Origin of the sequence: Amycolatopsis sp. cg5, from assembly GCF_041346955.1 — a bacterium.
Lineage (GTDB): Bacteria > Actinomycetota > Actinomycetes > Mycobacteriales > Pseudonocardiaceae > Amycolatopsis.
Map to the genome: position 1 here is coordinate 2420841 of NZ_CP166849.1, position 17755 is coordinate 2438595.

Sequence of the window (17755 nt, forward strand, 5' to 3'; positions counted from 1 at the left end):
GTCTTATGGACCCTTCGCTCTACTCGGGCAGCGCCGCTTACTACACGCGAGGTCGTTTCGCCTACCCCGAAGCCCTCGCCGACGTTTTGGCTCGCGAATTGGGCCTCGACGGTTCCGGTCGTCTGCTCGACGTGGGCTGCGGTCCCGGCTCCCTGACCTTGTTGCTGGCAAGGTATTTCTCGCAGGCAGTCGGAATCGACGCCGATGCCGACATGCTCGCCGAAGCCTCCCGCGCTGGTGCCGCCAACTGTCGCTGGCTGCACTTGCGTGCCGAGCAGCTCCCCGCCGACCTCGGCGAGTTCAGGCTGATCACGTTCGCGCAGTCGTTCCATTGGCTCGACCGCCCCCACGCCGCCGCGACAGCGCGCACAATGCTCGAGCCAGGGGGAGCGTGCGTACACGTCCACGCCACCACCCACCAAGGCGTCGACGGCACGCCTTACGCGGCGATCACCGACCTGGTCCGCACCTACCTCGGCCCGGTACGCCGCGCGGGCCAGGGCACCTTGCCCGGCGGTACGCCCGGCGGCGAAGCCGAGATCTACCGCGCGGCGGGTTTCACTGGCCCGCAACAGATCCGCGTACCCGGCCGCCTGGTCACCCGCGCCCCCGACGACATCGTCGCCTCGGTCTTCTCACTGTCCAGCTCCGCGCCGCACCTGTTCGGCGACCGCCTCGGCGACTTCGAGTCCGACTTGCGAAAGTTAGTGGGAGACAACGTCTTTACGGAGCGGACGCACGACATCGGCGTCGACATCTGGCTTCCTTGACGCCTTCTTCGGTGCGGCGGCGCACAATCGCGGCTCACCCATGTCCAGCCCGATCGCCCACGACGGCGGGCTTTCGACTTCCTCTCGCTCCATGACCGGCTCCTCTCCCTCGTACCCGCAACACGCACAAGCCCAGGAAAAGGTTGTCGTGAGCGTTGCGGGCGGTTAGAACCGCCCGCAACGCTCACGACTCCCAGCGACTAGAACGTGAATCTGGCAGGCCATTCGCGGGGGTGCCGGGCCAAGATCGCGCAGGCTTCGCGCGCCACCTCGTCCGGACGACGACCGCGCCACGCCACGTCGAGGACGGTATTCCGGCCACCGACGGTGAGAAAGACCTGAAACCGTTCGGGATTCTGAAAGTCATTGCGCGCCCAGCCCAGCTCGACGCCATGCGCGGCAAGGTGCTCCCGATCGACCCCGGTCATGACCAGGCGCGCGGCCGCCCGCTCGGGCGTTTCCCACGCGTGATCGGCGTCCATCCGCGCGAGTTCGGCGTCGTACTGCTCGGCCGCGAACACCACGACGCGTTCCATCGGCTTCTCGACCAGCCACTCCCAGTACACCCAGCCGCCCTCACGGGTGATGGCCACGTCGGTGACCCCGCACCCGTAGTTACCGCAGTCGCACCGGGCGATCGGAACCCGGCCGTCGCTCGCCAGCCGGTTGACGGGCATGAGCACATCGAACGGATCCATCCCGAGCCCCGCGCCTTCGCTCGTCATCTCGACGTCGTTGACGTAGACCTCCAGCTGGAAGTCGCTGACATCGGTGGGCGTCACCGCCAGCCGCAGCACGTCGACGGTCGACCGCTGCGCCGCCAGAACGAATTTAGGCTGGGGTGAGCTGGGATAGGGGACTCCGATTTCCTGGAGCGTCTCTATCACCAGCTCGCGGATGTCCGAGGCATCGTCATGGGCCGACGCGCTCGCGAGGTCACGCAACGCAGGTGAGTCTAGGCCGTCGATCAGTGCTTGGCAGGCAGCCGTGATCACCTCAGGTCCGCCCTCGACGTCCCAGCGCGCCACGGCTTCGTAAAGGCGCAGCTCGCGGCTCATATCGGTCATGCTCGTCATCTTCGGTGATCACCGAAGGGACCGCATCCGCATTTCGCCTGAGTGTCGCGGTCGAGGGTCGGGGCGTCTGAGCGTGAGCTGACGGAGTTGCTTTTGGGTCACCTGCCGGCCCAAAACCAACTCCGTCAGGTTCGCGGACTCACTCAACTAAGCTTCTGCGCGTGGCGACATTCGACGAGATCAAGCAGTCTTTCTGGGGCCCGGACTCGTACGGTGTCCTGCCGCCGCTGACGAGCGAAGCCGTCATCGAAGCCGAGCGCCTTCTCGACGTGACCTTGCCCGCCTCGCTGATCGACTTGCTGTCCATCCAGAACGGCGGCCAGGTCGTGCCTGGCCTGCAAGCCTGCCCCACCACCGAACCGACGTCGTGGTCGGAGGACCATGTGCCGGTCGATCAGCTGATGGGGATCGGGCGCAAGGACAACGTCCTGTCGTTGCTGGACACCCCGTACCTGGTCCAGGAATGGGAGCTCCCGGAACCGCTCGCGCTCCTCACCGGCGATGGGCACTGGTGGATCGCCCTCGACTATCGGAAGTCCGGGCGGCGCGGCGAACCCTCTGTCGTCTGGCTCGACGTCGAGCGGAGCGAGGAGTTGGTGCTCGCCGCGGACTTCCGTGCCTTCGTCGAGCGGCTCACTTCGCCGTGAAGTCCCAACGTGAGGCGCCGTGGGGTTCGGCGGTGGCCACGCCGAACGCGGTGTGCAGCGTCAGCCGGTACAGGTGCCACGGCGCAGGCCCCGCGCTGGGCGCGCTGTACGGGGCAGTGAAAGCATCGCCGTCCACCGAAGCAGGCCAGCCGCCGCTTCGGTAGACGGCCGCGATCCGCTCCAAAGTGGACGGTTCGGTCACCCGGTGCGCGTCGCCTTCGAGTACGAGGTCGATGCCGCGCAGGCGGACCGAGACCGTGCAGGCCGGGTTCGCCGCCAGGTTGCGGGCGCGGCGGGTGCCGGGTCCGCTGACGAAGTACAACGCTTCGTCGACCCAGATGGCGCCGACACCGGCCGAGTGCGGGCGGCCGTCCGGGCGCACGGTCGAAACGAAGAACGTCAGGTCGGTCTCGGGGGTGTCGGTGGCGAGGACGTCGCGGGGGCGGCTCCAGGCCAGTGGCGCGGAGCCGGAGCGGTCGAGGTTGGTGGTGGCCGGGTCGTTCGTCGTGTTCGTCATACCCTTCCGTCGAACGGGGCGGCGATGAATCGACGCACGGCTCGACGAAGTTTCGAGGGCTGGGAACGCTGGTAAAGGGCATCCCACCAACGCTTCCCCGCGGCGGCGAAGTCTTCGAGGGGCAGGGGTGTGCCGTCGCTGTAGGTCACGGACAGCGTCTCGAACTCGATGGTGCCTTCGATGCAGTACAGCTCGCTGCCGACTCTGGCCTCGTTGAACCAATACAGCGAGTGCGAGCCCGGCCCGGCCGACTGGACTTCGAAGCTCACGTTGGTCGGCCAGTCTTCGGTCAGCTCGGGGGAGTCGAGGAACTTCCAGCCGTACATCGACTGGGACACGGTGATCGACGCGAAGAAGGCTTCGACGGCGTCGAAGTCGGCCAACGGGATCGGCGGGCCGTAGCCCTCGCTCATGGGGTCGCGGCGCAGCAGCACCCGGACGCTGGACACCCCCGACATGATCAGCAGGCGGCGGTCGTCCGGAGTCTCGGGTAGCGCCAAGACCTCGAGCAGCAAGGCGACGCCGCCGTCCGGCCGCTGGCGCAAGCCGAGCACGGTCGACTCGTTGAGCGCGACGTTCAGCAGGTCGTCCATGGTGCCCATGATCGCCCGGCGCGCACACACGCGCATCCGCTTTACGCAAGCGCCTCGCGCGCGGCCAGCCATCCCGGCCTCGCCTGCCACCACACGAACCTTGACCGTTGAAGGCGGCCGACGCGGCGTCACGCCAGTGCACCCCGTCTCGGATCGCGTACAGGATGCGAGCGCCGACGCCGTAGCCGCAGAGGTCGTGAGTGGTACGGCCGGTTAGAACCGGCCATACCACTCACGACCCCAGTGGGTCAGGGGATGACGCGGTTGCGCAGGTTGTGGTCGTAGGGGCCTTCGCCGTGCACGCGAAGCTCACCGGCCACGTCGAAGCTGTAGAACGGGTGCGACGTGAAGTAGCTGTTCAGGTCCGAGCCGCCGAAGCAGATCACGTCGGCGCCGCCACTGGAGCGGGGCCCGTTGCACAAGGTCAGCGTCGGGTACCGGAACGAGTCGACCGGGCGCAGGCCCGCGCCGCCGGGGCCGGGGAACGGCAGGCGGCCGATGAGCCCGCCGGGGTCGCCCGGCTGGTTCGACTCGCCGGACTGGCGCCTGCCGTCGGAGAACAGGATGCCCTGGATGTTGCGGTCGGGCGGCTCGGTCTCGAGCACCGTGCCCGCGACGAGCGCGCCGAGGCTGAAGCCGACGATGTAGACGCGCGTGTCGAGGTCGCAGTTGTAGGTGACGTACAGGTTGTAGAGCGCGGTTCTGAGGTTGGCGACGCCGGCGTCGACGTCGGCGTACAGGTTGATGTCGGCCTGGCCGTTGGGGTACGGGATGCGCACCGGATCCGCGCCGCCCGGTGCGAAGGTGCGGTCGAGCAGTTTGAACGCGCCGCCGTCCTGATAGCCGGGCACGACGAACATGACCGGGCCGCATGGTCGTTTGGCCGGGGCCGCCTGCGCCTGTCCGACGGGCACGCAGGCGGCCGCCACCACGATCGCCAGCAGCCAGCGGCCGAAGCTCTTCCTCACGTCCTTCTCCTTTCAACGCCGGGAGTCGATCTTCGCGAGACGGTCGCGCCGCACGACAGGCTCCAAACCGGCCATTTGTGGCCGGTGCCTGGTCAGGGGCGGTCTTCACCACGCAAAACAGCCCCGTGTAGGTGACGCAGGCGCGCGCCGGGCTCGACGCCCAGGTCCTCCGCGAGCCGTGCGCGCAGCCGGGTGTACACCGCCAACGCCTCCGCTCGGTGACCGCCGGCGGCCAGCGCGTGCATCAGCAACGCGGCCGTCGGCTCGCTGTACGGGTGCGCCGTCGCCGACGCGCTGATCTCGCCGATCGCCTCCGCGTGCCTGCCCAGGCGGAGTTGCCACTCCGCCTTCCGCAGCGACAGCGAGAGCCTGCGCTCGGTCAGCCGCAGGCGCTCCAGCTCCGCGAACGGGCCGGGCAGGCCCGCCAGCGGCTCGCCGTCGAACAGGCCGAGCGCGCGGGACAACGCGCTGATCGCCGACTCGACGTCGCCCGCTCGATGCGCCGTTTCGGCCTCGGCCGCGAGGTCGTCCAGCTGGGCCGTGTCGACGCGGATGCCTTCGCTGCGGAAGCGGTAGCCGGACCGGTCGCGGACGATCATCGAGTCCGACCGGTCGTCGCCGCGGCGCAGGCTCTGCCGCAGGCGGTAGATGTACACCGGGACCACGTTGCCCACCGGCGCGTCGAGACCCCACACGCTTTCGAGCAGCTCACGCTGGCTGACCGTGCGGTCCGGCCGCAGCACGAGCGCCGCGAGCAGCGCCTGCTGGCGGACCGGGCCGAGGTCGAGTGGTTTCGCGTCGTGCCAGGCGCGGAGCGGGCCGAGCGCCGAGATCCGGAAGCTGCCCGGGGACGCCGGCTTGGGGCCTGGCGTGACGATGCCGTGGTCGAACGCGTAGACGATGGCGGCCGCGCGGTCGCGCAGGCCGAGCTTGGCGATGAGCCTGCCGATCGAGTGCGCTACCGCGGTGTCGGAGGTGGCGAGCGCGGCGGCGATCTCGGCGTCGTTGAGGCCGCGGCCGATGCCGCGGAGCACCGCGCGTTCGGCGTGGGTGACCGCGTGCGCGCGGTCGTCGAGCGTTGTGGTCGGCATGGCGAGCTCCCCCTTGTCGGCTGAGCACCGATCGTGCGGCGCGGGCTCCTGACCAGGCCAGGTCAGTAACCGGCCAAAGCTGGCCGGTCGGCGGCGGCCTGCGGAAACGCCTGGTGTCATCGGTTTTTCATCGGCTGCTGGCAACCTCGGCGACCGCTCGCCCCCGTCCCCGGAGAGGTGCCCGTGAAACCCGCCAGATTGCTCTTGCTGTTGCTCATATCCGCTCTCGCGTTCGCCGGAACCGCCGTCCCGGCGAACGCCGAAGGCTCCGCGCTCGGCGGCCCGATCACCCGGAGCGAGGTGATCTGGCGCGCCCAGTACTGGGTCGATCACCAGCCAGGCCCGTACGACCAGGGCGGTGACGCGCCGGGTCCCGGCGGCGACTTCCGCTATCGCCGTGACTGCTCCGGCTACATCTCGATGGCCTGGCATCTCGCCGACAACCCGTGGACCGGCGCGCTGCCGAACTACGCCCAGGAGATCCCGCGCGCCGACCTGCGGCCCGGCGACATCCTCAACTCCTACTACGACCACGTCTTCCTCTTCCACCAGTGGGAGGACGACCACGGCGGCTTCTCCTACTACTCGTTCGGCTCGACGCCGGTGCGTCATCTGCGCGCGAACATCAACGACGCCTACCTCGACGGGCACCCCAACGGCGACTACAAGGCGCTGCGCTACACCAAGATCATCGAAGACACCGCGGCCGCGCCGCACCCGTACGCGTCCGGCCGCGTGGTGAGCGGCCGCTCGGCCGACGGCCGGATGGAGACGTTCGCGGCGGGCGCCGACGGCGTCTACCACTCGTGGCAGACCGACCCGAACGCCGGCTGGTCGGCGTGGGAGTTCACGGGCGGGCCGCGTAACGCCCAGCTCGCGATCGCGCCGAACGCCGACGGCAGGCTCGAGCTGTTCGCGTTGTCCGACGGAACCTTCGACCACATGTGGCAGAACGCGCCGAGCGGGACCTGGTCGAACTGGGCCAACTTCGGCGGCGGTGGCTACCGGGTCGCCGCGGGCGCCAACGCGGACGGCCGCATCGAGGTGTTCGCGTCCAACGGCAGCGGCGTGTTCCACCGCTGGCAGACGTCGCCCAACGGCGGCTGGTCGAACTGGGAGGGCACCTTCGGCGGCCCGGCGAACTCGCGGCTGGCGATGGAGTCGGCGGCCGACGGCAGGCTCGAGGTCTTCGCGTTGTCGGACTCGACGTTCGAGCACCTGTGGCAGACCGGGGTCAACGGCGGCTGGTCGTCCTGGGAGAACTTCGGCACCGGCGGGCATGACCTGACCGTCAAACACAACACCGACGGCAGGCTCGAAGCGTTCGCGTCCAACGCCAGCGGCGTGTTCCACCGCTGGCAGACCGGGTTCTCCAGCTGGTCTGGCTGGGAGGGCACCGGCGGCGGCCCCGCCAACTCCGAGCTGACCTCGGACCGCTCCGTCGACGGCCGGGTCGAGGTGTTCGCCATCAACGGCGCCACGGCGAGCCACACCTGGCAGACGAACCCCAACGCGCCCTACTCGGCCTGGGAAAACTTCGGCACCGGCGGCGCCGAGATCAACGCGGGCCACAACGCGGACGGCCGCATCGAGGTCTTCGCGTCGAGCGGCGCCGGCGTCTTCCACCGTTGGCAGACCGGCTTCGCCGACTGGTCCGCGTGGGGCTGGCTCAAGGATTCCCCCGGACCCGCGATCAGCTGAATCCCTTCGTAGGTAAGGAAAAGACATGAACAGACGTAGTTTGACGCGCGCCGCGGTCGGCGTCGCACTCGCCGCCGCGGCGATCATCGGCACCACGACCGGCGCACTCGCCGCGCCACCACCCATCCCCGGCCCGATCGGCGACCAGCCTGGTGACTCGCCCGAGGTCGGCTCAGCCAGGGGCATGGCGATCCCGACCGGGCCGTGTGACCCGGCGGGCCCGTCGGCGTCCGACGGGATCATGGCCGATCAGCTCAACCCGCAGCTGCGCAACAAGATGGCCGGGTACATGAACGGCTACAAGGTCTCGTGCGCCCGAGTCGTCACGCAGGCGGTGAAAGCCCGTGGCCTCAACGAAAAGGCCGCCGCGATCGCGGTCGCGACGATCATCGTCGAGTCGAGCATCAACAACTACAGCGAAGCCGTCGACTACGACTCGGTCGGCCTGTTCCAGCAGCGCCCGTCGCAGGGCTGGGGCTCGCCCGCCGAGTGCATGGACCCGGTGCACGCGACCAACAAGTTCCTCGACGTGATGGAACAGTTCTACCCCAACGGTTCCTGGAACAACGCGCCGATCGGCGAGGTCGCCGCGGACGTGCAGCGTCCGCGTGAAGACCTCCGCTACCTGTACGGCGTCGAGGCGGGCGACGCGACGACGATCGTCAACGCGCTGTGGTCCGGCATGGGCGGTGGCCCGAAGCACCCGTTCGGCAACGGCCGCGTGGTGACCGGGCGCTCGGCCGACGGCAGGCTGGAGGCCTTCGCGGCGGGCGCCGACGGCGTTTACCACTCGTGGCAGACCGACCCGAACGCCGGCTGGTCGACGTGGCGCGCCGAGGGTGGCCCGCGCAACGCGCAGCTGACGATCGCGTCGAACGCGGACGGCAGGCTTGAGCTGTTCGCCTTGTCCGACACCACTTTCGACCACATGTGGCAGACCTCGCCCAGCGGGAACTGGTCGTCGTGGGCCAACTTCGGCGGCGGTGGCTACCGCGTCGCCGCGGGCAACAACGCCGACGGCCGCATCGAGGTCTTCGCGTCCAACGGCAATGGCGTGTTCCACCGCTGGCAGACCGCGCCGAACGCGGGTTGGTCGAACTGGGAAGGCACTTTCGGCGGCCCGGCGAACTCGCGCTTGGCCGTGGAAAACGCGCCTGACGGGCGGCTTGAGCTGTTCGCGTTGTCCGACGCGACGTTCGAGCACCTGTGGCAAACCGGTGTCAACGGCGCCTGGTCGTCATGGGAGAACTTCGGCACCGGCGGCCACGACGTGACCGTCAGCTACAACCAGGACGGCAGGCTAGACGTCTTCGCGTCGAACGGCAGCGGCGTGTTCCACCGCTGGCAGACCAGCCCCACCGCGTGGTCCGGCTGGGAGGGCTCGGGCACCATCGCCAACGCCGAGCTGGCGACTTCGCGTTCGGTCGACGGCCGCATCGAACTGTTCGCGGTCAACGCCTCGACCGCGAGCCACACCTGGCAGAGCCGCCCGAACGCGGTCTTCTCCGCGTGGGAGAACTTCGGCACCGGCGGCACGGAAATCGCCGCTGGCACCAACGCCGACGGCCGCATCGAGGTGTTCGGCACCAGCCAGGCCGGGGTGTACCACCGCTGGCAGACGGGGTTCAGCACCTGGTCGGAATGGGGCTGGCTCAACGGTTCCGGCCCGGCGGTCGGATGACCCGCGTCCACGCGCTGCTGGCGGTGCTCGTCCTCACGGTTCTCGTGGGGGCGGCACCGCCGGCGGCGGCCGCCGCGCCGTCCGGGCAGACCGGAGCCGCGCCGTTCGTGAAGATCTACGACCCGAGCGACGAGCAGGCCAGGTACATCAATGACCACACGTTCATTCAGGACGCGCAAGGCACTTGGCACCTGTTCGGCATCACGCACACCGAGCCCGCGGTCGACGAGGACGAGGACACCTTCGCCCACGCCACCGCGCCGAGCCTGAGCGGCCCATGGACGAAACAGGCTCCGGTGCTGCAAACCGACCCCGCGTACGGCGAAACCCACCTGTGGGCGCCGCACGTGATCAAGGACGGCTCGACGTACTACATGTTCTACGCGGGCGGGGGAGCCGACGGCTCGCGGCACGCGATCAGCCTGGCGACGTCGACCGACCTGTTCACCTGGACCCGGCTGCCGAGCGGGCCGCTGTTCCGCGACGGCGCCGTCGCGCGTGACCCGTACGTGGTGCGCATCGGCGGGCAATGGGTCATGTACTACACGGCGACCAGCGATCCCAGTGGCGGCAACCACGTGGTGGCCTACCGGACCAGCGCCGACCTGGTGCACTGGAGTGCGCGGTCGATCGCGTTCACCGATCCGTCGCGCGGCTTCGGCGGCGGGAACACCGAGTCGCCGTTCGTGGTGTTCGAGGCGGGGGCGTGGCATCTGTTCCTCGGCCCGCGTGGTGGTTACGTCGGCACGGACGTGTTCACCAGCGACGATCCGTTCCGGTTCACGGCCGATCAGCTGTCCGGGCACGTGTTCAGCCATGCCGCGGAGCTGGTGCGCGCCGACGGCGGCTGGTGGATCAGTCATGCGGGCTGGGGGCAGCGCGGGGTGTGGCTGGCGAAGCTGGAATTCGGCACGGGCAGCAGCCGGTACGCGGCCGACGCGAATTCCGACCCGAGCAGCCGGGTGGTGATCGTGTCCGGCGCTGACGGCAGGCAGGAGGCGTTCGCGGGCGGGCAGGACCAGGTGTGGTCGCGCTACCAGACCGTGCGCGACGGGCCGTGGTCGGACTGGTTTCCTTTCGGCGGACCGAAATCCGCGAAGCTGTCCGCGGCTCGCAACCTCGACGGGCGGCTGGAGCTGTTCGCCTCCGGCGAGGGCAGAGTGGACCATCGGAGTCAATCGGCACCGAATATGTGGCAGGGCTGGGAGAACTTCGGCACGGCGGCACACGATCTGACGGTCGCTCAGAACGCCGACGGGCGACTGGAGGTCTTCGCGAGCGGATCTGAGGGCATCTTCCATCGCTGGCAGGCCGGAAGTGCTTGGCAGGCTTGGGAACCTTTCGGTGGTCCCGCCGATTCGGTGGTCGCCACCGGTCTCGACGCGACCGGTCGTCTGGAGGTCATCGCCGCTTCTGGCGGAACCGTGCAGCGACGTCAGCAGGACGTGCCCAGCGGCGGCTGGAAGGCTTTCGAGTCGTTCGGGACCGTGCCCGGCGTGGCGCACCTGGCGCTCAACCGGCGTCCGGACGGCTCGCTTGAGTTGATCGCGGGAGGTGCGGCGGGCACGTCGCGGCGCGCCCAATCGGCGGGGGAGTGGTCGGGCTGGAGTGCCTTCGGCGGACCTCCCGGCGCTCGGGTCCACATTGGACGTAACGCCGACGGCAGACTGGAAGTGTTCGCCGCCAACGGGATCACCACCGAGCATCGCTGGGAGAACGGCACCGGCTGGTCGGCGTGGGAGACGTTCGGCGCGGGCGTGACAGGTTCCGGTTTCGGCACCAACGCCGACGGCCGGATCGACGTACTGGCAGGCAGCCGCACGCTGTACGGCCGCTACCAGGTCACCCCGAGCGGCGGCTGGTCCGCGTGGGCGCCGGCGGGCGGGCCGTTAATCGGTTGACACGCCTGGAACCCTCGACAGTCGTGAATGATCACGTAGCCAAGATCCGGAACCTGGCAGGCCTGGCGACCCCGATGGCGTTGCGCGTCGCGGTGACGCTGGGCCTGCCGGACCGGCTCTGCGAGGGCGCTTCCGCTTCTTCGGTGGCCGCCGAGCTGCGCGTGTCACCGGTTTCGCTCGAACTCCTGCTCGGCCATCTCGCGTCGCTCGGCATCGTCGAGCGGGTGGCCGAGGGATACCGGACCACCGAGTTCGGCGCGACGCTTCGCGCGGACGCGGGCAACGGCCTGACCAACTTCCTGCACCTCGACATGGCAGGCGGCCGCGCCGACCTGGCGTTCGTCGAGTTGCTGCACAGCGTCACCACCGGCGAGTCCGGCTACACCCACCGCTTCGGCAAGGACTTCTGGACCGACCTCACCGAGCAGCCACACCTGCGCGCGTCCTTCGACGAGCAGATGACCCACCGCTTCCGCTCGCAGATCCCCGGTCTCGTCGCGGGCTTCGACTGGGGCCGCTTCACCAAACTCGTCGACGTCGGCGGCGGCCACGGGACGTTGCTCGCGGCGATACTGGCCGCGCACGGTTCGCTGCGCGGCCATCTGGTCGACCTCGACCCGACCGCGACGGAAGCCACGCGCACGTTCAGCTTGTTCGAGGTCCAAGACCGGGCGCAGGTGACCGCGTCCAGCTTCTTCGACCCGCTCCCCGCGGGCGCGGACGCGTATCTGCTGTGCGACATCCTCCACGACTGGGACGACGCGAACGCGCATCGCATCCTCGCGCGCTGCGTGGAGGCCTGTACTCCCGCGAGCCGCGTCCTGGTGATCGAGGCGCTCGGCGGGCGGCAGGACAACACCGAGTTCGACCTGGCCATGCTCGCGATCTTCGGCGGCCGAGAACGTCGCCTCGACGAGTTCCACGCACTCGCCTCGGCACACGGCCTGGCACTCGAAACGGCGGTCGTGCTGACCGAGCAGCGCAACCTCCTCGAGTTCCGCCTCGCCTAAGGACTCGTGCGCGTTGCGGGCGCTTCTAACCGCCCGCAACGCGCACGAGCCCCGACGACCTCGCCAAACCTGGGGTCGTGAGTGTTCCGGCCGGTTCTAACCGGCGTAAACACTCACGACCCCCCGCCGGGCTGACGAGGTCACATCGCGAGGCGCGGCATGTCGCGGCTGAGCGAGGGGGTCCCCTGCTGCGTTGGGTACAGCGGGGGAACCTCTCGTTCACGATCTGGCCAGGCGAGGGCAGGGGTCGTGAGTGTTTAGACCGGTTAGAACCGGCCGTACCACTCACGACCCCCGGCCGGGCGAATGGGACGCGCCAGCTTCGGGGTTCCGGCCAAGAGCCGCCGCAACGCGCACGAGCCGTTAATTCGGGCGACAGCGACGGTGGGGCTGCTCTAGGCTCGTGATCATGATGTCGCAGCTGTTCTTCCTCTGAGGGACGAGAACCACCTCACCGGCGCCGCCTGCCGCGGCGCCCGGTTCGTCCTGTCAGCGCGTCATCTTCATTCAGAGGAACCTTTTCATGCCGTCTCACCTTTCGCTCGCCCCTGCCCGCACGGCGCATGTCCGCGTGTCCGATGTCCATCTCTCGTTCGGCGGGCGGCCGGTGCTCGCCGGGGTCGACCTGGTCGCGGCCGCCGGTGACCGGGTCGCCGTGGTCGGCGAGAACGGCCGCGGCAAGACCACCCTGCTGCGGGTACTCACCGGCGACCTGCCCGCCGATCGCGGCGAGGTGCACCGCGCGGGTTCACTCGGTGTCGCCGATCAGCAGATCCCGCTCGACGCGTCGCAGACCGTCGGCGCGCTGATCGACCTGGAGCTGTCCGCCGTCCGCGGCGCGCTGGCCAGGCTCGAAAGCGCCACCGACGCACTCGCCGACGGACGGCCCGGCGCGGACGACGCCTACACCGAAGCGCTCGCGGAGGTTGAGGCACTCGACGCGTGGGACGCCGACCGGCGCGTCGAGGTCTCGCTCGCCGCGTTGAACGCCGTCAGCGACCGCAGCCGTCCGCTGGGCACGCTTTCGGTCGGGCAGCGTCACCGCGTCCGGCTGGCTTGCCTGCTCGGCGCCGGTCACGCGGTGCTGTTGCTCGACGAGCCGACCAACCATCTCGACGCGGCCGGGCTCGAGCACCTCACCGAGCAGTTGCGTGCCTACCCCGGCGTGGTCGTGCTGGTCAGCCATGACCGGGCGTTGCTCACCGATGTGGCCACGACCATCGTCGACCTCGACCCGTCCAGCGATGGCAGGCCGAGGGTGTACGGCGGTGGCTACCCGGCCTACGTCGAGGCCCGCGCGGCCGAACGCGCCCGCTGGGAGGCACTGCACGCCGAGCAACTCGCTGAGCGCCAGCGCCTGTCGGACGACCTGTCCGCCGCGCAGAACCGACTGCGCGACAACTGGCGACCCGCCAAAGGGCACGGCAGGCACACGCGAGCCACGCGTGCGCCCGGTCTCGTCCGTGCCGTGCACCGGAGGCAGGAGGACTTGGCCGCGCACGTGATGGCGATCCCGTCGCCGCCCGCCCGCTTCGCCATGCCCGAGCTGCCCGCGCATCCGGGCGCGACTTTGTTGCGCGCCAACGGGATCAGCGTGCCCGGCAGACTCGCCGGTCCGGTCGACCTGGCGTTGGATTCCGGCGATCGCCTCGTGGTTACCGGCCCCAACGGCGCAGGCAAGTCGACGCTGCTGGCCGTGCTGGCCGGCGTGCTCGAACCCGGCACCGGAACGGTCAGCCGCGCCCGGCCCGCCCGGATCGGCTTGCTGGGCCAGGAGTCCGCGCTGCCCGGCGACCGCACGGCGGCGGAGCTGTACGCGGGCGCGGAAGGCCTGGGACAGCTGGGTTTGCTGGCCAGGCACGACCTGCACCGGCCGATCGGCGAGCTGTCGATCGGCGCACGCAGGCGGCTCGACCTGGCGCTCGTACTGGCCGCCCGGCCGCACGTGCTGCTACTCGACGAGCCGACGAACCACCTGTCGGCCACGCTCGTCGACGAGCTGACCGCGGCGCTCGCGGCCACCCCGGCCGCGGTCGTGATCGCCACGCACGACCGCCAGCTCCTGCGCGACACCCGAAATTGGTCGCGGCTGGCGATCTGACCCGGAGTAAAGCGGGCTTTATCCCGCGGGATAAAGCCCGCTTTACTCCGCGACTCAGCCGAACCGAACGCCGCGGTTCCGAAAAGCTAGACCTCGGTCCAGGCGATGTTGTCGGGACGCGAGCCACCAGACTCCACGAACTGGCGGACGGCTTCGCGTACTTGGCCGACCGGGATCTCGGCGCTCGCCGGAACGTCGCGGACGTGCTCCTGGTGGTCATATTCGACCATCTCGGGTGAGTCCGTCCCGTTTGAGCTGATCACGCTTCCGGACGGGCTGATATGAGTGACGAAGCCGCGTTCGCCGTTGATACCCACCTCAAGAACGCCCCACGGGGTCGAACTGGTCAAGCCCAGTTCGGCCATGCGCGGTAACTCGCCTGACCCTTGAGCCGCTTCCATGCGCGTAAGAAGGGCGTCGGCATCTGCCGGGTTGTTGAGCGTCTCGGCCTCACGTGTGAAGTACGCGGTCACCGCCACCATGGCTTGCCACCTCCTGTGAACGTTCTAACGTAACCATTCTTACCGTGCACAGTGAGTGTGTAGCCCGGAGGCAGGACCACCGAGAGCAGGCTCTCGCAGCTAAAGAAGCCGTCACAGGGGACATTGTTGATCAAGAGCGTCACATGTCGCATGTTCGGGTCGGTCTTGCCCTCTTGCCGCATTCGCGCGGCTAGCCGCAGCTCGACGTCGGATGCCCGCGCGATCGGCACGCGGGGACACCCTTCCTCTTCCAAGATCGTGTTGACTTCGTCTTTCCACTCGTCAGCTTGGCTGATCACGGCGTAGGCGCGGCCTTCGCCGTCGATCCACCGCCCGTGTGTCTTCTGGCCCTTTCCGGAGTCGACCGGGGGCGGCAGCTCGGCACGCAGTTCGTCGAGCCGCTCTGTCGAGACCGGTGCCGGTCTTGCGGAGGTCGTGTCCGCCTCTGGCTGGCCGCGGTCGTGAGACTTCCGCGCAAGTGCGCCGACCTGGGGCTCGGCCGACGGCCCCGCGATCCGGGTCGTGTATGCCGCCAGGTCTCGTTGGGCGCGGTCGAGAAGATCCACCAACGCGATGATCGCTTGCCGCTGCTCGTCGATATGGCCACCAAGCTGCTCCAGCTCAGTTCCTGCGAACAGTTCGGAGTACAAGTCGCGCGCTTCACCAAGCAGGCCGTGGTCGGCAGCGAGTTGCTCAAGCAGCCTTGTGCCCACTCCGGCGGTCTTGATCGCCTCGCGGACCGCGTTGGTGATTGCTTCGACGTCGCCCAACCTCGCCCCCTGCCCAGCTCCGCGACTCAGCCGAACCGGTACGCGAGCTGACTCAGTGCGTGGATGCGCCGATCGGCCGTGCCGAACACGGTGATGTCGGTCCAGAACACCCGCTCGTCCTGCGCCCGCACGGTCGCCAGCGCGGTCACTGGTTCGGCGGGCGGCGGCCCGAGGAACTGGGCGTGCAACGAGATCGTGGCGCCGCCTCTGCCCGGTTTCGCGAGCGTCCACGGCACGCTGGTGCCGGCCATGTCGATCAACGTGACCAGCGCGCCTTCGTCGAGCCTGCCCTTGGCGTCGAGATTGCGCTCGGCAGGCGCCATGCTCAGTTCGAGTACCCCCGGCCCGATGCCTTCGAAACGCAGCTTCCGTTCGCGCAGAAAGGGAATCGACTCGGCGGCCTTGGTGAAGACCGCGGGATCGCCCGGCGGGGTCGGTGAAGCGGGCGCGACGCCGCTGCCCTGCCTGCCGTCGGAGAGCGTGCTCGACGCGCCCGCGATGACCTGCCCGGCCTCGTCCCTGATCTCGGTCTGGTGGAAACCCAGTTCCCGCGCGAGCCTCAGCGTGGTCGTCGACGCGGTGAAAGTCTTGCCTCGCCCCGAACGCGCGTAGGTGACGTGCAACGACGTGGTGCTGGGGTCGGCCGAGGGATCCGCCGCGCGCATGCTCGCCTGCGCCGAGGCCAGTGCGAGCGCGGCCGTGGCCCCGCCGTGCAGCGCGCCGTGGGCGGTGTGGGGTTCGGTCACGGTCATCACGACCTCGCCGTCGTGCCACCGGACGCCGAGGTCACGCAGGAACGGGCTTTCGTCGAGCCAGTCGTTGTCCACGGTTCCGATCATGGCACCCTCAGCGGCCGTTGACCTCGTCCAGCCGCTTGCTGAGATAGCGGTGCTCGGCGTCTGTCGTGGCCAGCGCGAGCGCGGCTTGATAAGCCTCCGCCGCTTCTGCGTCACGGCCGAGCCGTCGCAAGAGATCAGCGCGCGTCGCGGGTAGCAGGTGATATCCGGGCAACTCGTCGGCCAGCGCGTCGACCAGCCGCAGCCCGGCGGCCGGTCCCTCGGCCATGCCGACCGCGACCGCCCGGTTCAGCGCGACCACCGGCGACGGATTCAGCAGCGCGAGCCTGCCGTACAGCGCGGCGATCTGCGGCCAGTCGGTCTCGGACGCCTTCGCCGCGGCGGCATGACAAGCCGCGATGGCCGCCTGCACTTGATAAGGACCCGGACGGCCCAGCCGCAGCGCGTCGTCGAGCAACGCCGTGCCCTCGGCGATCTCGTCGCGGTCCCAGCGGCTTCGATCCTGGTCGGCCAACGTGATCAGATCGCCGTCGGCGTCGAGCCGAGCGTCGCGCCGGGCGTCCTGGAGCAGCATCAACGCGAGCAGACCGGCGGCCTCCGGTTCGTCGGGCATGAGCCGCGACAGCACCCTGGCCAGCCGGATCGCCTCGGAACTCAGCCCGCGCCTGATCAGATCGGCGCCGGCCGTGGCCGAGTAGCCCTCGTTGAACAGCAGGTACAGCACCGCGAGCACCGACGGCGTGCGCTCCGGCAGCAGCCGCGCGGGCGGTACGCGATACGGGACGCCGGCGTTGCGGATCTTCTGCTTGGCGCGGGTGAGCCGCTTCGACATCGCCGCCTCGCCCGACAGGAACGCCCGCGCGATCTCCGCCGTGCTCAGCCCGGCGAGCGTGCGCAACGTCAGCGCCACCCTCGCCTCGATCGCCAGCGAGGGGTGGCAGCAGGTGAACATCAGCCGCAGCCGGTCGTCGGGCACCCCGCTCTCGTCGCTGTCCGGCTCCGGCTCGGCGGTCAGCGCGGCGACCTCACGCAGCTTGGCCGCGCCGACCGTCTCCCGGCGCAGCCGGTCGACGGCCCGGTTGCGCGCCGCCGTCGTCAGCCACGCGCCGGGCCGCGCCGGGACACCGTCGCGTGGCCAGCGGGTGAGCGCCAGCGCGAACGCCTCCTGCGCGCATTCCTCGGCGAGGTCCCAGTCGCCGGTGATCCTGATCAGGGTCGCGACCACCTGACCCCATTCGTCGCGGAAAGCGCGCTCGACCTCTTTCACGGCTGCCAGAGCGGACGGATCTCGATCGCCCCGCACGCCGCCATCGGATGCTTCGCCGTGATCTCGATGGCCTCGTCCAGATCGGCGCACTCGATCACGCAGAAGCCGCCGATCTGCTCCTTCGTCTCGGCGAACGGGCCGTCGGACAGCATGACCGCCTCGTCGCGCACCCGTACGGTGGTCGCGTCGCTCGGCGGCCGCAGGCCGACCCCGGCCTGGACCAGCACGCCCCTCTCGGCCATCTCGTCCGACCAACCGCCGCAGCCGGTCTCGGTGGTGGTCTCGTCGCCGCAGATCAACAGCACGTATTTCATGCTCGCCTCCTCATACCCTTCCGACGAACGGGACCGGCCCGGACGGACACCTCACCTGTCAGCATGACA

17 protein-coding genes are annotated in these 17755 nt (G+C 69.5%); 7 read left to right on the plus strand and 10 right to left on the minus strand.

What is annotated here, in order from left to right:
• Nucleotides 1-5 precede the first annotated feature (5 nt).
• Complete coding sequence (locus AB5J62_RS11005; protein WP_370948091.1) at nucleotides 6-770, plus strand: class I SAM-dependent methyltransferase; 765 nt, start codon at nucleotides 6-8, stop codon at nucleotides 768-770.
• A 200-nt stretch (nucleotides 771-970) separates the two neighbouring features.
• Here the strand turns inward: AB5J62_RS11005 and AB5J62_RS11010 are convergent, their stop codons facing one another.
• Complete coding sequence (locus AB5J62_RS11010) at nucleotides 971-1828, minus strand: hypothetical protein (RefSeq protein WP_370948092.1); 858 nt, start codon at nucleotides 1826-1828, stop codon at nucleotides 971-973.
• Between the two features lie 179 nt (nucleotides 1829-2007).
• On the opposite strand from AB5J62_RS11010, the gene AB5J62_RS11015 reads away from it, so the two are divergent.
• Nucleotides 2008-2493 carry an SMI1/KNR4 family protein gene (locus tag AB5J62_RS11015; RefSeq protein WP_370948093.1) on the plus strand — a complete coding sequence of 162 codons (486 nt, stop codon included), beginning with the start codon at nucleotides 2008-2010 and terminating at the stop codon, nucleotides 2491-2493.
• On the opposite strand, the gene AB5J62_RS11020 is transcribed toward AB5J62_RS11015, so the two are convergent.
• From AB5J62_RS11020 to AB5J62_RS11035, 4 genes are all read right to left on the minus strand, one after another.
• On the minus strand, nucleotides 2480-3010 hold the full coding sequence (locus tag AB5J62_RS11020) for a pyridoxamine 5'-phosphate oxidase family protein (protein ID WP_370948094.1): 531 nt from the start codon (nucleotides 3008-3010) through the stop codon (nucleotides 2480-2482). The two genes, AB5J62_RS11015 and AB5J62_RS11020, sit on opposite strands and share 14 nt — an antisense overlap.
• The gene (locus AB5J62_RS11025; RefSeq protein WP_370948095.1) at nucleotides 3007-3603 is read right to left on the minus strand and encodes a hypothetical protein; all 597 of its coding nucleotides are present in this window, start codon (nucleotides 3601-3603) and stop codon (nucleotides 3007-3009) included. Before AB5J62_RS11025 ends, AB5J62_RS11020 begins: the two co-directional genes overlap by 4 nt.
• 248 nt (nucleotides 3604-3851) lie before the next feature.
• The gene (locus AB5J62_RS11030; protein ID WP_370948096.1) at nucleotides 3852-4571 is read right to left on the minus strand and encodes a hypothetical protein; all 720 of its coding nucleotides are present in this window, start codon (nucleotides 4569-4571) and stop codon (nucleotides 3852-3854) included.
• A 92-nt stretch (nucleotides 4572-4663) separates the two neighbouring features.
• Nucleotides 4664-5662: a BTAD domain-containing putative transcriptional regulator gene (locus AB5J62_RS11035; RefSeq protein WP_370948097.1), complete on the minus strand. Its 999-nt coding sequence runs from the start codon at nucleotides 5660-5662 to the stop codon at nucleotides 4664-4666.
• Between the two features lie 210 nt (nucleotides 5663-5872).
• Here AB5J62_RS11035 and AB5J62_RS11040 point away from each other — a divergent pair, with 210 nt between their 5' ends.
• The 5 genes from AB5J62_RS11040 (at nucleotide 5873) to AB5J62_RS11060 (ending at nucleotide 14056) form a co-directional block, all read left to right on the plus strand.
• Nucleotides 5873-7363 (plus strand): hypothetical protein, encoded by a 1491-nt coding sequence (locus AB5J62_RS11040; RefSeq protein ID WP_370948098.1) that lies wholly within the window; start codon nucleotides 5873-5875, stop codon nucleotides 7361-7363.
• A 25-nt stretch (nucleotides 7364-7388) separates the two neighbouring features.
• On the plus strand, nucleotides 7389-9044 hold the full coding sequence (locus AB5J62_RS11045; RefSeq protein ID WP_370948099.1) for a hypothetical protein: 1656 nt from the start codon (nucleotides 7389-7391) through the stop codon (nucleotides 9042-9044).
• Entirely contained in the window at nucleotides 9041-10945 is a 1905-nt protein-coding gene (locus tag AB5J62_RS11050) for a hypothetical protein (RefSeq protein WP_370948100.1), read from the plus strand. The genes AB5J62_RS11045 and AB5J62_RS11050 overlap by 4 nt, the downstream gene beginning before the upstream one ends.
• 23 nt (nucleotides 10946-10968) lie before the next feature.
• Nucleotides 10969-11955: a methyltransferase gene (locus tag AB5J62_RS11055; protein WP_370948101.1), complete on the plus strand. Its 987-nt coding sequence runs from the start codon at nucleotides 10969-10971 to the stop codon at nucleotides 11953-11955.
• 523 nt (nucleotides 11956-12478) lie between these two features.
• Nucleotides 12479-14056 (plus strand): ABC-F family ATP-binding cassette domain-containing protein, encoded by a 1578-nt coding sequence (locus tag AB5J62_RS11060; RefSeq protein WP_370948102.1) that lies wholly within the window; start codon nucleotides 12479-12481, stop codon nucleotides 14054-14056.
• 86 nt (nucleotides 14057-14142) lie between these two features.
• On the opposite strand, the gene AB5J62_RS11065 is transcribed toward AB5J62_RS11060, so the two are convergent.
• Genes AB5J62_RS11065 through AB5J62_RS11085 form a run of 5 tightly spaced genes read right to left on the minus strand, consistent with a single transcriptional unit; the run spans nucleotide 14143 to nucleotide 17686 of the window.
• Complete coding sequence (locus AB5J62_RS11065) at nucleotides 14143-14538, minus strand: Imm1 family immunity protein (protein WP_370948103.1); 396 nt, start codon at nucleotides 14536-14538, stop codon at nucleotides 14143-14145.
• Nucleotides 14526-15308 (minus strand): DddA-like double-stranded DNA deaminase toxin, encoded by a 783-nt coding sequence (locus AB5J62_RS11070; protein WP_370948104.1) that lies wholly within the window; start codon nucleotides 15306-15308, stop codon nucleotides 14526-14528. Before AB5J62_RS11070 ends, AB5J62_RS11065 begins: the two co-directional genes overlap by 13 nt.
• Nucleotides 15309-15334: 26 nt before the next feature.
• Nucleotides 15335-16147: a hotdog fold thioesterase gene (locus AB5J62_RS11075; protein WP_370948105.1), complete on the minus strand. Its 813-nt coding sequence runs from the start codon at nucleotides 16145-16147 to the stop codon at nucleotides 15335-15337.
• Between the two features lie 7 nt (nucleotides 16148-16154).
• Nucleotides 16155-17372: an RNA polymerase sigma factor gene (locus AB5J62_RS11080; RefSeq protein ID WP_370948106.1), complete on the minus strand. Its 1218-nt coding sequence runs from the start codon at nucleotides 17370-17372 to the stop codon at nucleotides 16155-16157.
• On the minus strand, nucleotides 17369-17686 hold the full coding sequence (locus tag AB5J62_RS11085) for a YciI family protein (RefSeq protein ID WP_370948107.1): 318 nt from the start codon (nucleotides 17684-17686) through the stop codon (nucleotides 17369-17371). Before AB5J62_RS11085 ends, AB5J62_RS11080 begins: the two co-directional genes overlap by 4 nt.
• Nucleotides 17687-17755 lie beyond the last annotated feature (69 nt).

Excerpts from the sequence above, each read along its gene's own strand:
- AB5J62_RS11045 (WP_370948099.1), top strand. The coding sequence starts at position 7,389 with ATGAACAGACGTAGTTTGACGCGCGCCGCGGTCGGCGTCGCACTCGCC.
- AB5J62_RS11035 (WP_370948097.1), bottom strand. The coding sequence starts at position 5,662 with ATGCCGACCACAACGCTCGACGACCGCGCGCACGCGGTCACCCACGCC.
- AB5J62_RS11020 (WP_370948094.1), bottom strand. The coding sequence starts at position 3,010 with ATGACGAACACGACGAACGACCCGGCCACCACCAACCTCGACCGCTCC.
- AB5J62_RS11050 (WP_370948100.1), top strand. The coding sequence starts at position 9,041 with ATGACCCGCGTCCACGCGCTGCTGGCGGTGCTCGTCCTCACGGTTCTC.
- AB5J62_RS11025 (WP_370948095.1), bottom strand. The coding sequence starts at position 3,603 with ATGGACGACCTGCTGAACGTCGCGCTCAACGAGTCGACCGTGCTCGGC.
- AB5J62_RS11085 (WP_370948107.1), bottom strand. The coding sequence starts at position 17,686 with ATGAAATACGTGCTGTTGATCTGCGGCGACGAGACCACCACCGAGACC.
- AB5J62_RS11060 (WP_370948102.1), top strand. The coding sequence starts at position 12,479 with ATGCCGTCTCACCTTTCGCTCGCCCCTGCCCGCACGGCGCATGTCCGC.
- AB5J62_RS11010 (WP_370948092.1), bottom strand. The coding sequence starts at position 1,828 with ATGAGCCGCGAGCTGCGCCTTTACGAAGCCGTGGCGCGCTGGGACGTC.
- AB5J62_RS11065 (WP_370948103.1), bottom strand. The coding sequence starts at position 14,538 with ATGGTGGCGGTGACCGCGTACTTCACACGTGAGGCCGAGACGCTCAAC.
- AB5J62_RS11075 (WP_370948105.1), bottom strand. The coding sequence starts at position 16,147 with ATGATCGGAACCGTGGACAACGACTGGCTCGACGAAAGCCCGTTCCTG.
- AB5J62_RS11005 (WP_370948091.1), top strand. The coding sequence starts at position 6 with ATGGACCCTTCGCTCTACTCGGGCAGCGCCGCTTACTACACGCGAGGT.